At 67.0% G+C, this 14884-nt stretch carries 23 protein-coding genes; all 23 read left to right on the top strand.

What is annotated here, in order from left to right; all coding sequences use genetic code 11:
• Positions 1–68: 68 nt before the first annotated feature.
• On the top strand, positions 69–1052 hold the full coding sequence (locus tag U9J23_RS22280; protein ID WP_326600545.1) for a hypothetical protein: 984 nt from the start codon (positions 69–71) through the stop codon (positions 1050–1052).
• Complete coding sequence (locus tag U9J23_RS22275) at positions 1049–1561, top strand: hypothetical protein (protein WP_326600543.1); 513 nt, start codon at positions 1049–1051, stop codon at positions 1559–1561. The genes U9J23_RS22280 and U9J23_RS22275 overlap by 4 nt, the downstream gene beginning before the upstream one ends.
• Positions 1558–2127, top strand: coding sequence for a hypothetical protein (locus tag U9J23_RS22270; RefSeq protein WP_326600541.1), 570 nt, complete (start codon positions 1558–1560; stop codon positions 2125–2127). Before U9J23_RS22275 ends, U9J23_RS22270 begins: the two co-directional genes overlap by 4 nt.
• Positions 2124–2522: a hypothetical protein gene (locus U9J23_RS22265; RefSeq protein ID WP_326600539.1), complete on the top strand. Its 399-nt coding sequence runs from the start codon at positions 2124–2126 to the stop codon at positions 2520–2522. The genes U9J23_RS22270 and U9J23_RS22265 overlap by 4 nt, the downstream gene beginning before the upstream one ends.
• Complete coding sequence (locus U9J23_RS22260) at positions 2519–2731, top strand: hypothetical protein (RefSeq protein ID WP_326600537.1); 213 nt, start codon at positions 2519–2521, stop codon at positions 2729–2731. Before U9J23_RS22265 ends, U9J23_RS22260 begins: the two co-directional genes overlap by 4 nt.
• The gene (locus U9J23_RS22255) at positions 2721–3200 is read left to right on the top strand and encodes a hypothetical protein (RefSeq protein ID WP_326600535.1); all 480 of its coding nucleotides are present in this window, start codon (positions 2721–2723) and stop codon (positions 3198–3200) included. Before U9J23_RS22260 ends, U9J23_RS22255 begins: the two co-directional genes overlap by 11 nt.
• The gene (locus U9J23_RS22250; protein ID WP_326600532.1) at positions 3197–3322 is read left to right on the top strand and encodes a hypothetical protein; all 126 of its coding nucleotides are present in this window, start codon (positions 3197–3199) and stop codon (positions 3320–3322) included. The genes U9J23_RS22255 and U9J23_RS22250 overlap by 4 nt, the downstream gene beginning before the upstream one ends.
• Positions 3319–3504 carry a hypothetical protein gene (locus tag U9J23_RS22245; RefSeq protein WP_326600530.1) on the top strand — a complete coding sequence of 62 codons (186 nt, stop codon included), beginning with the start codon at positions 3319–3321 and terminating at the stop codon, positions 3502–3504. The genes U9J23_RS22250 and U9J23_RS22245 overlap by 4 nt, the downstream gene beginning before the upstream one ends.
• Positions 3501–3755 (top strand): hypothetical protein, encoded by a 255-nt coding sequence (locus U9J23_RS22240; protein ID WP_326600528.1) that lies wholly within the window; start codon positions 3501–3503, stop codon positions 3753–3755. Before U9J23_RS22245 ends, U9J23_RS22240 begins: the two co-directional genes overlap by 4 nt.
• On the top strand, positions 3752–4759 hold the full coding sequence (locus U9J23_RS22235; protein WP_326600526.1) for a hypothetical protein: 1008 nt from the start codon (positions 3752–3754) through the stop codon (positions 4757–4759). Before U9J23_RS22240 ends, U9J23_RS22235 begins: the two co-directional genes overlap by 4 nt.
• A 346-nt stretch (positions 4760–5105) precedes the next feature.
• On the top strand, positions 5106–5714 hold the full coding sequence (locus tag U9J23_RS22230) for a hypothetical protein (protein ID WP_326600524.1): 609 nt from the start codon (positions 5106–5108) through the stop codon (positions 5712–5714).
• Between the two features lie 304 nt (positions 5715–6018).
• Entirely contained in the window at positions 6019–6336 is a 318-nt protein-coding gene (locus U9J23_RS27780) for an HNH endonuclease (protein ID WP_442802260.1), read from the top strand.
• Between the two features lie 169 nt (positions 6337–6505).
• The gene (locus U9J23_RS22225; protein WP_326600522.1) at positions 6506–7024 is read left to right on the top strand and encodes a hypothetical protein; all 519 of its coding nucleotides are present in this window, start codon (positions 6506–6508) and stop codon (positions 7022–7024) included.
• Positions 6960–8414 (top strand): hypothetical protein, encoded by a 1455-nt coding sequence (locus tag U9J23_RS22220; protein ID WP_326600520.1) that lies wholly within the window; start codon positions 6960–6962, stop codon positions 8412–8414. Before U9J23_RS22225 ends, U9J23_RS22220 begins: the two co-directional genes overlap by 65 nt.
• Before the next feature lie 65 nt (positions 8415–8479).
• The gene (locus tag U9J23_RS22215) at positions 8480–9907 is read left to right on the top strand and encodes a phage portal protein (RefSeq protein WP_326603001.1); all 1428 of its coding nucleotides are present in this window, start codon (positions 8480–8482) and stop codon (positions 9905–9907) included.
• The gene (locus U9J23_RS22210; RefSeq protein WP_326600518.1) at positions 9904–11355 is read left to right on the top strand and encodes a VG15 protein; all 1452 of its coding nucleotides are present in this window, start codon (positions 9904–9906) and stop codon (positions 11353–11355) included. The genes U9J23_RS22215 and U9J23_RS22210 overlap by 4 nt, the downstream gene beginning before the upstream one ends.
• A complete protein-coding gene (locus U9J23_RS22205; RefSeq protein ID WP_326600516.1) occupies positions 11352–11528 on the top strand; it encodes a hypothetical protein in 177 nt (58 codons plus the stop codon). The genes U9J23_RS22210 and U9J23_RS22205 overlap by 4 nt, the downstream gene beginning before the upstream one ends.
• Before the next feature lie 65 nt (positions 11529–11593).
• On the top strand, positions 11594–12262 hold the full coding sequence (locus tag U9J23_RS22200; RefSeq protein WP_326600514.1) for a hypothetical protein: 669 nt from the start codon (positions 11594–11596) through the stop codon (positions 12260–12262).
• A gap of 15 nt (positions 12263–12277) precedes the next feature.
• Positions 12278–13477 (top strand): SU10 major capsid protein, encoded by a 1200-nt coding sequence (locus U9J23_RS22195; RefSeq protein ID WP_326600512.1) that lies wholly within the window; start codon positions 12278–12280, stop codon positions 13475–13477.
• A gap of 15 nt (positions 13478–13492) precedes the next feature.
• On the top strand, positions 13493–13885 hold the full coding sequence (locus tag U9J23_RS22190; protein WP_326600510.1) for a Gp19/Gp15/Gp42 family protein: 393 nt from the start codon (positions 13493–13495) through the stop codon (positions 13883–13885).
• Complete coding sequence (locus U9J23_RS22185) at positions 13882–14196, top strand: hypothetical protein (RefSeq protein ID WP_326600508.1); 315 nt, start codon at positions 13882–13884, stop codon at positions 14194–14196. Before U9J23_RS22190 ends, U9J23_RS22185 begins: the two co-directional genes overlap by 4 nt.
• Complete coding sequence (locus U9J23_RS22180; RefSeq protein ID WP_326600506.1) at positions 14193–14459, top strand: hypothetical protein; 267 nt, start codon at positions 14193–14195, stop codon at positions 14457–14459. The genes U9J23_RS22185 and U9J23_RS22180 overlap by 4 nt, the downstream gene beginning before the upstream one ends.
• Complete coding sequence (locus U9J23_RS22175; RefSeq protein WP_326600504.1) at positions 14456–14857, top strand: hypothetical protein; 402 nt, start codon at positions 14456–14458, stop codon at positions 14855–14857. Before U9J23_RS22180 ends, U9J23_RS22175 begins: the two co-directional genes overlap by 4 nt.
• The last annotated feature ends 27 nt before the right edge of the window (positions 14858–14884 follow it).

The raw sequence follows: 14884 nt of genomic DNA, 5'->3' as shown, positions 1-14884 counted from the left end.
AGCCGGGAGCCCGTGCCCTATGAGTGCTCGCCTACCACCCGACGAATGGACAGAGAAGGACGGAAGCCGTGAGGATCCGCAGCACGAAGCCGGAGTTCTGGCGGTCTGAAACGATCGCGTCTCTCGATTGGGAGTCGCGTCTCGTATTGAAGGGAATCGAGTCGTACGTCGACGACAACGGCGTCGGGAAGGACTCCGTCGTACTGATTTGCGCGGACGTCTTTCCGCACGATCTCGCGAAGGATCCCGAAACCGTCGCGAGAGTGTCGCGAGCCCTCCGGAACATTGCCGAAGCGAATCTCATCGTTCGATACACCGTCGACGGCGACCCGCTGCTCTACGTCCGGCGGTGGAAAGCGATCCAGCGCATCGATAAGCCGGCGAAGGGACGCTTCCCGCGGCCGGACGGGACGCTCGAGTACCGGGAGACGGTCGACGAGACCGTTTGTGCAGGTAGCAGCGTTTCGCCGATCGAGCCGAAGCTCGGATTCGCGGAGGGCTCGCGAGAGTCTCGCGAGAGTGTCGCGAATGTTCCCGAAAACTACGCGCCCGGAACAGGGGAACAGGGGAACAGGGGAACAGGGGAAGAAAAGACCGCGACTCGCGTCGCGGCGGATCCGACGGCTCCGCTGTTCCCGGTCGACGCGGAGATCGTCGAGCCCGAACCGAAGCCGGCGAAGACGGTCGCGAAGGCGAAGCCGGCGAAGGCACCGACTCCCGAACACATCGCGACGACGAACGCGTACGAGCGGACGCGGAAGGGATTCTCGTTCCTCCCGGCTCGACAGATCGCGAAGGCGGCGATCCACGATCGCGGCGAGAGCCCGGCACGCGTCGAGGAAGCTCTCGTCGGCGTTCACGAGCTCGGGAAGCCGATCACGAAGCAAACCGTCTCGCAGTGGCTCGACGGCACGCTCGCCGGCCGCGGCCGGAGCTCGGGCCCGTCGCGGCAGGACGACAAGGTCCGCGGATACCTCGAGGTCGGCGAACGCGTGAAGCAACGGATCGCAGCACAGCAGACACCTAGCAGGATGGGAGAGCTCGAACAGTGAACGAAGAGCACGTCGACATGGCCGTGACGGTCCTCGCGAAGTGTGCAGCCTTCGACCCCTACTTCCCGAACGGCGGCGAAGCGATCACGCTCGCGTGGGCGGAAGCGTTCGCCGAAGCCGGGCTCCCGGTCGAAGATCTTCTCGCCGGCGTCGCTCGCATGTACCGGCACGCCGGCGAAGACGGAGTCCGTCCGCTCCCGTCAACCGTGATCCGGCACGCGAAGGCGGCGTTCGCGGAGGCGCTCGCCGCGCTCCCGCAGGATCGCCGGGAGACCATGATCGAAGCCGAACACGCGCTACAGGAGATGGACTTCACGCCGCCGGAGGCGCACCGGATCGCTCGACGGATCGCGCTCGGACGCAATCCCGGCGTGACGTTCACGGCGGAGCAGCGCGAGGAGCTCTCCCGCCGGCTCGAGGAGCGGAGGCGTCACGCGGAGCTCCCGTCGCGGCTCGACCGCTTCAAGGCGCTCACGGCGAAGGCGTTCCGAACGGTGGAGGCACTGTGAGCGCCGTCGTCGGGCTCGACCCGTCGCTCACAGCCGCCGGAATCGCCGTAATCGAGTCACCCCTTAGCGCGAGTACCCCAAACGCCCCTTCGTGCGTCTCCGTTGGATCTGGCGGCAGCGCGACCGATACAGACGCGGAGACCGCGATCCGGATCCGGCGGCAAGCCGTCCGCGTGATCGGAACCGTCGGGAAGCTCGCTCCGAAAGTCTCGCTCGTCGTGATCGAAGGGCTCCCGCGACCGAACCCGAACGCACCCGGACGCCACTCCGAACGGTGCGCGCTCTACTGGGAGATCGTCGCGGAGCTCTCGATCCGGAAGATTCCCGTCGCCGTATGCAAGCCAACGACGCTCAAGCTCTTCGGCACCGGCGACGGGAAGGCGGACAAGCGCGCAATGGTCGCGGCCGCTCGCGAGCTGTGGCCTCACGCCCGGATCCACGACGACAACCAAGCGGACGCGCTGCTACTCGCGACCGCCGGCGCGTACCGGCTCCGTTGGTACGAACCCGAACTCCCGAACCACATCGAACCCCGCATCACATGGCCGAAAGGACTCACGAAATGACGTTCACGCCGACACCCGAGCAGCTCCGCGACTTCGCGGAATGGTGCCAGCAGACCGGCGGGCTCGAAGACGTCGCCGGGATCCTCCGCGACGAAGCGAACCGACTCGAGCACGAGCGGAACGTCGAGAACCTCGCGCGCGTGCTCGCCGACTCCGCGAAGCCGTGCGTCGATCTCCCGGACGGGCAGGTTCTCGCGGTCGCTCGCGTGCAGGCTCGAGCCGTGCTCGCGTTCCAAGCGGAGGAGCGAGCAGCGAAGCGGCTCGCAGAGAAGGGCGATCTCCCGCCGTTCACGTACCGGGAGCACTTCGTCGACGACGAAGGCCGACAGATCAACACGCTCGCCGATCCCGGCGCGGATCCGGCCGAAGCGTGGGACCGGGAGCCCGCGAAGTGAGCGACCCGGAGCTCCCGGAAGGCTCCGTCGTCGTCGGCCGGATCGAGATCGTCGAATACCTCGAGCCGGACGGCGCCCCGGCGATCACGTGGGACTACTCCGACGGCTCCGGAGGCGGAGTCGACGACGTCCGGCTCATTGGACTACTCGAGCGAACGAAGCTCGAGATCTTCGCGGACATGATGGGAGACAACGAAAGTGACCAGTAGGGAAGACGAGCTCGAGAGCGGGAGCTTCACGGTCGAGACCGCGATCGGTAGGGCCGGAGGTTTCTACGTCGCACCGGCCGGGACGCCGCTCCCGACCGACGTCGATTCCGCGCTCGAAGGCTTCGAGCCCGTCGGCATGATCTCGCGGGAGCCGGAGTTCGGAGCCGATCCGGAGACGCTCCGGGAGTTCGCCGAACAGAGCAGCGGCCGGCCGTACGTGTGGCCGCGACAGAACGGGAAGAACTCGATCTTCGCCCGCTTCGGCGAAGTGCTCGACGTGCTCGCGGAAGGACTCCGGCCGATCGTCGAGCAGTTCACGACGACGTTTCGCGTGCTCGAGGCGAATTGGCCGTCGTGGGCGGCGCTCTTCGGCGACCTCCCGCCGGCGGGACGCTCGTCGCGGAGCCTCCGGAGGCGGAAGAACCGTCTCCGGAGGAAGCGCATCGCGCGGAAGCGGCGCCGCGGGTGAACGTCGCGAATCTCGCGCTCGCGCTCGTCGGCGCGATCGGATGGACACGAATCATCGCGGGCCCGGTCGAGCGAGCAGTCGACGCGCTGCTCGACCGGCTCGAAGAACGGAGAGACCAGTGAGCAATCAGCCCGTGAACGTCGCCGTCGGCCGGATGCTGCTCGACGCCATGCGCGAAGAGGAGCGCACGACGGGCCCGCACGACCCGCACCCGAAGTACGTCGAATGGCTCGTATGGGCCCGGAACAACGCCGAAGGGATGCTCGAGCTCATCGAATCCCTTCTCGAAGAGGGGGAGTCGTGAACAAGGTCCGGAAGATCTTCGTCGCCGTGCTCGTGCTCGTCGCGTTCCTGCTCGCCGGATGCGGAGCGAGCTTCGACGACGGCGCAGGCAACGAAACACCGGGATGGATCAAGCCGCACTACGTGAACCTGCCCGACGGCCGCGTCGTGCTGTGTGTGTGGGAAGGCGACGCGATCAACGGCGGAGGCGGCGTCTCGTGCGACTGGACGAACGCGAAGCGCGATCCGATCATGCGAAGGGCTCGATCATGACGACGCCGGCGGAATGCGGAGTGTGCGGACGGCTCTCCGCCGATCCGATCCCGTACTGCTACCGCTGCGCGGACACGCTCCGGGCGGAGCTGCTCGCCGTGCCCGGTCTCGTCGTCGATCTCGAGATCGCCGCCGGCCGGCTCGATCAGCTCTCCGCACCGAACGAAGGCGGAAAGAGCACGGAGACGCCGCTCCCGATCAAGCTCGGACGCGACGGCTTCCCGGTCGACTACGCGCGACCGCTCCGCGCTCTCTCCGAGACGATCTCGAAATGGGCGCACGTCGTCGCCGACAGCGGAGGACTCGACTTCGTCGCTCACCGGCACGCCGACGGGCTCCGCGTGCTCGTGCTCAATCAGCGCGGAGGCCGCTCGCACCGATACGACCCGGCGGAGCTGCTCACACAGCCGATCCGGAGCGTCGAATATCTCGCCGTATGGCTCGCGCATCAGCCGCGGGAGCTCCGAGCGTCTCCCGATCCCGTCGAGATGCACGACGCTGTAACCGGCGTGATCGCCTACACGCGGAAGCTCGTCGACCGGCTCCCGGAGCGCGTGCTCAAGGGTCTCTGCCCGTTCGTACACTTCGATATGAGAGGCGAGCGGCACGAATGCCGAACGAAGCTCTACGCGGAGCGCGGCGACGAATGGGTCCGGTGCCCGAAGTGCCGATCGTTGCACGACGTGCGGACGCTCGAAGCGGAGGCGCTCGGATCCGTCGAAGGACAGCTCTTCGAGCTCCGACAGATCCTCGTTCTCATGACCGAGCTCGGCGAGCCCGTGCCGAAGTCGACGCTCTACGCGTGGGCGAACGACGCTCGTCGGAAACGGCTCACTCCGAGAGCGTGGAAACGCTTCGGCACAGGGCAGACCGTCGACGTATGGATCGACCGGAGAGACACTCCGCTCTACCGGCTCGGCGACGTCCGGGAGCTCCGCCGGCGCGTCGAGCGAGAGAACGAAGCCGCCGAACGGAAGCGTCTCGCCTCCGAACAGAAGCCGTAAGTCTCTGAGCTGTGTAGACTCCGCCACGCAGACGGAAGAGGTGTGTCCGAACTGGCTCAGGCGACCTAATTCCGCTGCTCCCGCTCCGGTCAAGACGCCGAATAGAGCACGCGGCGAAGCATCCCCACGATTCGTTCTCCAGGCGATAGGGACACGACTGCCGGAGCGGGCCCAAACTTCCAAGCGCGCGAACGCCGGACTCTCCCAATGCGGGCGAGAGAGTCCGGCGTTCGTGCATCCGGGCCCGGATCCGGGACACGCGACGACCCCGATGGTGTGCGGGCGAACGGCGCGATCCCGGCTCCGGGCTCGACAGGCTTCCGCACAACACACCGAAGGGCACCACATGACGAAGCGCGAAGACGGGAAAGAGATCGTCGAAGAGCGAATCTTCCGCGGAGGCCGCGAATACCAGCGCGACCCGGAGACCGGCCGGCTCGTAACCGGCGAATACCTCGACCTCATCGTCGGACAGCTCCGCGACGCGATCGCCGACCGAACAGCAGCCGCGAAGCTCGATCCCGAAGTGAAGAAGCTCGCCGAAGAGCTCTCCGTCGTTCACCTCCCGAAGCACGAAGTCGCCGGCCGACAGACCGCGGAACCGACACGCGTCGAGATCTACCAATCGACGCGGATCGCCGCCTACCTGTACCGCCGCGGGTGGCGCTTCCATCCCGAGCACGAACAGATCCGTCACGTCTCCACACCGGACACCGATCCCGCCGGCGACATGGGCATTCACATTGAACGCAACGAAGACGGGACATGGCCGATCCCGGATCCCGAAGACTTCTACGACGCCGAACGGATCAACGTCTCCCAGACACCCACAGGTAAGTGGATCGCTTCCCATCCGTGCGGGATCTATGCGGAAGGGAAGACGAAGGCGGTCGCTCACGCGGACGTCGTGCAACAGCTATTGCAGAAGATCGAAGAGGCGCACAGCAATGAGTGAGTACCTTCCCGTACACGTACAGATCAGAGCATCACTGTCGGGAGAGTGGGATCTCGTGCCCGACACACAGGTACGGGAAAGCCCACACGGACGGACCGTGAGCATCCCACTGGACAGCACATACGGGGCCCGCATCACAGCGGGCACAGTGGGGAAGTGGTTCGTCGTGATGAACAGCGACGACTCACCCACACGCACTAACCCACAGTGGCGCGGAATCGTACGTTCGTGGAGACCAGCAGCGGACAGAGTCGAGCTCGACGTCCGGCCGGCTTCCATCCTCGAGCACACATACGGGTAACCAATGGCGAAAGCCAACCCGCGATACGCCAACGGACACCGAAGGCGGAAGCTACGCGAGAGGGTGCTCGCCGAAGAGGACGTTTGCGCGCTATGCGGGCTCGCAGTCGACAAGACACTCACCAACGGGCCCGACGGTAAGCCGCACCCGCTCCGGGGCGAAGTCGACGAGATCGTTCCCGTCTCACGCGGAGGCTCACCCTTCGAGCGCGCGAACGTCCAGCTCGCTCACAGGCGATGCAACCAGCGGAAGGGTAACCGGATGCCCGGCGACCGCGTCCGAGCGACCCGGCTCCCGCTCCCGGTCTCCCAGCAGTGGTGACCGCGACCCGGCTCACCACGCAGCAGCAGCGGCCCCCAGGGGGGGGGTGACCCCCGGCGGGGGGGAAGGGCGCACCGATGGCATAGCGCCGATCCCTCCCCGTCTCCCCCTCCCACCACCGGAGGGCCCGTGAGCAGCCCGGACGGGCGTCCCGTAGGGGGGTGATCGCGTGGCTCGGAAGCCGGATCTCCCGTGCGCTGGCTGTGGCCGGCTCATGTGGCGGGGGAAGGGCACGCTCCCGCCGGGACAGGCTCGGTGCCGTGACTGTCGGAAGGCCGCGGCGCCGACGGCGGCGAAGACGGCTCGACGGTCGCCGGCGAAGGGGAAGTCGCCGGCGATCGCGGGCTCGGCTGCTCTCGCTCCGGAGCCCGTCGTCGAGCCGGAGCCGCTCGAGGATCCCGGTCCGCGACCGCGTGCCGGCACGCTCTCCGCCGCGGTCGAGACGGACGACCGGGCGACTATCCTCCGCGCGCTCCGGCTCCGGCTCACGAAGGCGATCGAGGAGAGCACGTCGGCGCGGGATATCGCCGCGCTCTCGAAGCAGCTACTCGACGTGCTCGCGCAGCTCGACGCGCTCGAAGGCAGGACGGGCGCCGCTGCTCCGGAGAGGAGGTCGACTCCGCTTGACGAGCTCAACAAGCGAAGAGCTGCTCGGATCGCAGGAGCCGCGAATCGCCGTAGTTCCTGACTTCGCGTGGACGGAGGCGGACGACGCGGCTTTCCTCGCGTCGTCGTACGGTCTCACGCCGGACCCGTGGCAAATGGTGGTCCTCGAGGCGTGGCTCGCTCGCCGCTCCGACGGGAAATATGCGGCGTCTCGCTGTGGTCTCTCGGTCCCGCGGCAGAACGGGAAGAACGGAACGATCGAGGTCCGCGAGCTGTACGGCATGGTCGCGCTCGGAGAGAAGTTCCTTCACTCCGCGCACGAGGTGAAGACGGCTCGGAAGGCGTTTCTCCGGCTCGCGTCGTTCTTCGAGAACCCGCGGAAGTTCCCGGAGCTCGCGGCAATGGTCGCGGATATCCGGAAGACGAACGGGCAGGAAGCGATCATCCTGACGAACGGCGGCTCCGTCGAGTTCGTCGCTCGCTCCCGCGGATCCGGTCGCGGCTTCACGGTCGACGTGCTCGTGCTCGACGAAGCGCAGGAGCTCACGGACGAGATGCTCGAGGCAATGGTTCCGGCGATCTCGTCGGCGCCGCTCGGGAATCCGCAACGAATCTTCACGGGCACGCCGCCGGGCCCGAACGCGAACGGCGAAGCGTTCACGCGCGTTCGTGACGACTCCGGGAAGTCTCGCCGGCTCGCGTGGCATGAGTGGTCCGTCGAAGGCCGGCCGGACATTCGCGATCCGCGGGTGTGGGCGCTGGCGAACCCGTCGCTCGGGATCCGGCTCGACGTCGAGACGGTCGAAGACGAGCTCGGAGATCTCTCGCCGGACGGCTTCCTCCGGGAGCGGCTCGGACGGTGGGCGACGAAGACAGACGATCAAGTGATCCCGGCGCCGTGGTGGGACGCGACGCGTGTCGAGCCGGCCGACGCTCTCCGCGACGGCGTCGTCTCGTTCGCGCTCGACATGGCTCCGGATCGCTCGTCGATCACGATCTCCGCGTGCCGGCGTCCGCTCGAGGGTGACGGTCCGCGTCACGTCGAGCTCGTCCGGCACGAGCTCACCGACTCGATCGGCACAGCGTGGGCGATCGATTGGCTCGCGGAACGGTGGCCGGACACAGCCGCCGTCGTGATCGATGGTTACTCGCCGGCGGTGACGCTCGTCCCGGACCTACTCAAACGGAAGGTTCGCGTCACAGTGACGAAAACCGCGGACATGGTCAAGGCGTGCGGAATGTTCTTCGACGCCGTTCGTGATGGTCGGATCACGCACATTGCACAGCCCGGCTTAGACGCTGCTCTCGCCGACGCGAAGCGGCGCTTCGTCGGCGACGGTGGCGGATGGGTTTGGGATCGGCGGACGCCGGAGGCGGATCTCTCGCCGCTCGTGTCCTCAACTCTCGCGCTCTATGGCTCGCTCACGACGAAGCGAAACCCAGCACGGAAAACGAAAGTGGTTCTGATGTGAGAGAAGTACATATCCCTCACGTCGCCGGGCTCGAGCCGGAGGAAGAGCGCGCGGCCGCGGATCTCATGCGGCAGTGGCGACGGAAACTCCCGCGGAACGAGCTCCGGTCGACGTACTACTCGATGCGGAATGTCCTCAAGGATCTCGAGATCTCGATTCCGCCGCACATGAAAGACGTCGAGACCGTCTTCGGATGGGCGGAGAAGGCGGTCGATCTTCTCGCGACGCGGATCCGGCTCGACGGCTTCGTGCTCGCCGACTCCGAAGTCGGAGACGACGATTACGGGATCGGCGAGATCTTCCGCGACAACCGGCTCCGGATCGAGTCGGGGCAGGCGACGCGCTCGTCGCTCATTCATTCGTGCTCGTTCCTCACGGCGTCGAAGGGCGACACAGCGAACGGCGAGCCGGAAGTTCTCGTTACGGCACGGTCGGCGCGCTACGCGACCGGGATATGGTCTCCGCGGCTCCGCCGGCTCACGTCGGCGATCGCGATCATGGACTCCGACGAGTACGGCATATCGGAGATCAATCTCTATCTGCCGACTCACGTAACGATCATGCGGCGGGAGAAGGTCTCGAAGTGGACGATCGAGCGTCGTCCGCACGGGCTCGGGCGCGTCCCGGTCGAGCCGCTCGTCTATAAGCCGGAGCTCGATCGGCCGTTCGGGAAGTCGCGGATCACGCGCGCGGGTATGTCGATTATCGACTCCGCCGTTCGGACGGCGCTCCGGACGGAGGTCTCCGCGGAGTTCTTCGCGGCGCCGCAGAGATACGCGCTCGGAGTGGATCCGTCGGCGTTCGCCGGCGAAGACGGAGCGACCCGTACGGGCTGGGAATCGATCATCGGTCGATTGCTCGCGATCGGTCGCGACGAAGACGGGAACGTTCCCACGGTCGGCACGTTCGCGCAGCAATCGATGGAGCCGCACCTCGCGCAGCTCCGACAGCTCGCGACGCGCTTCGCGGGCGAGCTCGGGATCCCGGTCGGCTCGCTCGGAATCGTGCACGACGCGAACCCGACGAGCTCCGACTCGAAGGAAGTCGACGTCGCGGAGTTGATCGCGGACGCCGAAGACGCGCAGGACGTTTACGGCTTCGCGTGGGCGCAGACGATGCGTAACGCCGTGATGATGCTCCCGGAGAACGATCGGGAGGGAGCGGTCGAGCCGGATCTCTCCGATCTCGAAGCTCTCTGGCGTCCGGCGAAGGCTCCGTCTCGAGCGGCCGCGGCCGACTCGACGCTCAAGCTCGTGCAGGCGTTCCCGTGGCTCGCGGAGACACAGGTCGCGCTCGAGATGGCCGGCGTCGATCGCGTCACGGCGCAGCGGCTCATGGCGGAGAAGCGACGCGGCGATATGAAACAGCTCGTCGCGAACCTTCCCGGAGCGGTCTCCGCGGCGACGGCGGCGTCGAATCCGGCCGCGCTTCCGCAGATCCGGCCGGCGGCTCCGGCCGCGGAGCCGACAGAGCCGGCGGAGGGTGACGAGTGACGACGCTCGTCGAAGAGCGTGCGATCCTCGATCAACTTCACGAGCTCGGCGTCGCGAACCTCGAGGAGCTATGGAAGCTCGCGCTCGCGTCGGAGGATCCGTTCGCGTATCTCGTCGCGGCGTATCCGGAGCTCGCGGCGCAGTACGCGACCGCGGCCGCGGACGCGGCGGCTGTTTGGTACGACGAAGCTCCCGGAGGCATTCCGGGATACGTCGCTGTACCGGCGGAGGTCGCTCCGGCGGCGCAGTACGCGGGATCGGCGCAATGGGCGTTGGCGTCGACGGGCGAGAAGGGCTTCGAGAAGCTCGCCGGCGCGCTACAGGGCGATATCTGGGACGCGGCTCGGAACACGAAGATTCTGAACGCGGAGCTCGAGCCGGGCTCGACGTTCGCGCGGGAGGCGGGCCCGAAGGCGTGCCCGTTCTGCCGGATGCTCGCGACGCGTGGCGCGGTCTACACGTCGCGGGAATCCGCCGGCGTCGTCGTTGGGCGCGGCAAGGAAATGTCGGAGTCCGATCGTCGGGCGCGCGCGCGTGGAGAGAACCGGGATCGCCGGCACCGCTTTCTCGCCGGCGGACAGAAGACGCGCGGTAACCAGAAGCTCGGGAAGAAGTTCCACGATCACTGTCACTGTCGAATCGTCGAGGTCCGCGCGGGCGAGACGTACCGACCACCGGACTACGCGCTCGAGTGGGAAGAGCAGTACAAAGCGGCGGCTCTCGCGACGGAGGGCACCGGGAAGTACGGAGCCGTCGAGCTTAAGCCGCTCATGAAAACGTGGCGCGGGCAGGACACGGTCCGGAAGGCGGACGCGCTCGACCGTGCGACGAAAGAGCTCGACACGATCACCGATCTCGACGAGCTCGGAGCTCGAGCAGTGAAGGCGATCGAGGACGAAGACTTCGAGCTGCTCGACCGAATCGACGCTCGGGAGACGGCGCTTCGGGAGCAGATCACGAAGCGCGAAGCGACCGCGGCAGCGGCACGTGAGAAGCGAGCCGCAGCAGCGGAAGCGAAGCGCGCGAAGCAAGACGCCGATTACGACCGGCACATCGCCGAAGGCAAGAGCGGAGAGGAAGCGATCGAGCTCGCCTACGGGATCACGGTCGAGCAGCAGCGACGCGAAGCGGCGATCTCGTCGCTCCGCTCGAGTGGCTACTCCGGGAAAGGCTTCGACGAGCTCACGCGCAACGCGTACACGGACGTCGTTCACGACGAATGGCTCGCGGCGGAGAACGCTCTCACGTTCCTCGTTCGTAAGGAGTACGCGTCGAAAGTGGATCCGCGGGAGCTGTGGCGCGTGAACGAAACGACGGCTCGGAAGTGGGCGACGCCGGAGCTGTTGGAGTGGTGGGACGAGCACGGGCGGACGACGCTCGACGGTTACCGTGCCGGGCTGCTCGGCGGCACACAGTCGAGAGCGGCGGGAGGTGCATTCCTCCAATGATGGATACGGATTCGTACAAACACGCGTATCAGTCCGGCGTCGCGGCGTCGAAGATCATCGGCGCCCCGAACCCCTATGTCCCATTCGAGCCCGGCTCACGCCGGGAGCGGCTCGCGCAGCTATGGGTCCGCGGCCGCTTACACGACATGCCGAAGACGTTCTTCGACGAGTGACTTCGGCTCTCATTCCATCCGGCGCCGTAACGGTGGCCGGGAAACCCGAAACGGGAGAAGTGAATATGCACGCGATCGATCACGAGCACACGCAGCAGCACGAGACCGCAACGGTCGAGCCGCTGCTCATCCTCGGAGCCGGCGTCGGCGTCGGCACCGGCGGAGAGTCGGCTCCGGCCGGCGACGGCGGAGACGGCGGCGATCCGAATCCGGCCGGCGGCGACGGAGATCCGAAGCCGGGCGACGGCGGCGAAGGCGAGCCGAAGCCGAAGCCGACGGAGACTCTCGAGTTCTGGAAGGCGAAGGCGCGCGAGCAGGAGCGGCGCGCGAAGGCGAACGCGGAAGCGGCGCAGAAGTTCGCGGAGCTCGAGGAAGCGAAGAAGAGCGACGAGCAGAAGGCCGCGGAGCGGCTCGCGAAGGCGGAGCAGCGAGCCGCGGAGGTCGAGCTCCGAGCCGATCGCGCGGAGGTCGCGGCCGCGACGGGCGTCCCGGTCGAGATCCTCGCGGGCCCGGAGGAGAACACCGCGGACGCGATCAAGGCGTACGCGGAGAAGGTGCTCGAGTTCGCGAAGGCACAAGCCGGCACCGCTCGGATCCCGAACGGCGTCGTCATTCCCAACGAAGGGAAGCAGCCCGGCGACGTCTCGCTCGACGAACAGATCGCGGCAGCAACGAAGGCCGGGAACCACCGGCTCGCAATTTCCCTCAAGCGCCAGAAGGCGCGTCAAGGCTGACAGGAGTAAACACGCATGGCAGGCAGCGTTTCCGGTATCGGAACTACGTTCGATCTTCCCAACTACCACGGCGAGCTGTTCTCGCTCACGCCGTCGGATACGCCGTTGCTCTCCGCGATCGGTGGTCTCACCGGCGGCGGCTCGACCACGGCGACGAAGTTCGAGTGGCAGACCTACGACCTCCGCGATCCGCAGCAGCGGACCCGCGTCGAAGGTGCTCCCGCTCCGGGCGCGGAGAACCGCGTCCGCGCGAAGGTCGAGAACGTGCTTCAGATCCACCAGGAGAAGGTCTCCGTCTCCTACACCAAGCAGGCCGCGACCGGACAGTACGCGACGCCGCAGAGCGCGCCGTTCACGTCCGCGGCCGGCGCGGAGAATCCCGTCTCGAGTGAGCTCGACTGGCAGGTCGAGCAGGCGCTCAAGCAGATTGCTCTGGATGTGAACTACTCGTTCATCAACGGGCGCATGGTCGACGCGACCACGAACGCCGAAGCTCGGAAGACCGCCGGCTTGCTCTCCGTGGCTAAGACGAACGCCGTGAACAAGGGGACCGCGATCACCGGCTCCGCCGCGACGGACACGATCACCGCGACTCATTCGCTCTCGAATGGCGACGTCGTGATCTTCACGGACGCCGGCGGCTCGACTGCCGTCGTCGAAGGCCGGCGTTACTACGTCGTTGCGAAGGCGACCGGCACGTTCAAGGTGGCCGCGAAGCCGGGTGGTGATCCGATCACGCTCGGCACGATCGCGGAGCTCGAGGTCGTCGTGCCGGCGGCGACGGAGCTCGCCGTCGATACGGTCGACGAGTTCACTCAGCTCGTCTTCGACAACGGCGGTCTGACCGGCGGGCTCGGAACGTTCATCGTGAACAGCTCGCAGAAGCGCGCACTCACGAAGGCATACGCGAACGCGTATGGGAAGACGGCTCCGATCCGCTCGGAGAAGGTCGGCGGCGTCAACGTCACGCAGATCGAGAACGACTTCGGCGTTCTGAATATCATGCTCGACCGGCACGTCCCGCAGGATGCGATCATCCTCGCGTCGCTCGATCAGCTCCGACCCGTCTTCCTGAATATCCCCGGAAAGGGTGTGTTCTTCGAGGAGGAGCTCGCGAAGACGGGCGCGTCGACTGACGTGCAGATCTACGGCGAGATCGGGCTCGAGTACGGTAACGAGCTCGCTCACGGCGTGCTCCGCGGTCTCAAGGTCTGACGGAAGCTCGCCGTAATGGTGGCTTTCGCAGAAGCTACCGACCTCGAGAGACGGTGGCGTTCGCTCTCCACAGCGGAGAAAGCGAGCGCCACCGTTCTTCTCGAAGACGCTTCGGTGGCAATCCGCGCGGAGTGTCTCGACGCCGGCATCGACGCGGACGATCTTCCGGCGGACCTTACGCGGATGGTTGCGTGCGCGATCGTCAAGCGATCGATGCAAGCGGCGACGTCCGAAGTCGGAGACGGCGTCACGGCGTACTCGACCGGAACGGGCCCGTTCACGGAGTCGCTCACGTTCGCGAACCCGACCGGCGAGCTCTATCTCACGAAGGCAGAGAAGAAGCGGCTCGGGATCCTCCGCGCGAAGGGGCGAGCGTTCACGGTCGACACGTCCCGGCGGTCGACGTGAGCGAGACGATCGTCCGGCACCGGACGGGCGGCTTCGACGACGACGGCGATCCGATCCCGGTCTCCGATCCGGAGCTCGAGCTCGTTCCGCTCGGGATCGCTCCGGGCGCAACGGCCGACGTCGAGCAGCTCGGCCGGCACGGAGAGTCCGTCGCGTTCACGGTCTACCTCCGGCACGGATCGGACGTCGTCGACGGCGACGAGCTTGAGATCCGCGGGAAGCGATATCGGGCTCGCGTGAACGTGTGGCGAAGCCAGAGACGCGCGAACGCCGGCGGGCTCGAAGTCTTCGCGACGCTCGGGAGGGGGTGACCGTGGCGCAGAGACAGCGCGTACGTCTGAATCGCCGTGAGATCCGTCGACAGCTCCAATCGCCGGAGTTCCGGGCTGTGACTACCGAAGCGGCCGAAAAGCTCGCACAGCGAGCCGGCGGCCGGCGGAAGGGCGTCTTCGTCGACGAGTACACGACGGACCGCCAAGCCGCGGCCGTGAAACTCCCGGCGATCCGACAGACGCGGAACGGCGCGCTCACGCGAGCAGCGGCCGCGGTCGGGCTCGAGGTCCGCGTCCGATGAACGATCAGATTCGCGTTCCCGGCGATCCGGCGAAGGCGGTCCGCGACTTCCTCCGCGACGAGCTTCCGGCGCTCGTCGGCGACGTCCGCGTCGCGCTCGAGCTCCCGGAGGATTGGACTCCGTCGAGCGATCCGGCCGTGATCGTCTTCGACGACGGCGGGATCTCGAAGGCTCCCGTATACGACGCTCCGCGCGTCCGCGTCACAGTGTGGGCGGCCGGCCGGACCCGCTCGCGGGAGATCGCCGGAGTCTGTCGCGGAATGCTCGGCGCTCGAAGCGTTCCCGGCGTCGCGAGGATCTCCGATCCGTCGACGCTGCTCTCCGCTCTCGACCCTCAAAACAAAGGCACGACGACGTCTTTTCACGCGAAGGCCGTCGTCCGAACTATCGCGCTCTAGTCCCAATCCAACGACACAGGAGTAACC

Source organism: Rhodococcus sp. PD04, assembly GCF_035918275.1.
GTDB classification, from domain to species: Bacteria; Actinomycetota; Actinomycetes; order Mycobacteriales; family Mycobacteriaceae; genus Rhodococcus; species Rhodococcus rhodochrous.
This window is presented reverse-complemented; position numbering and strand designations above follow the sequence as displayed.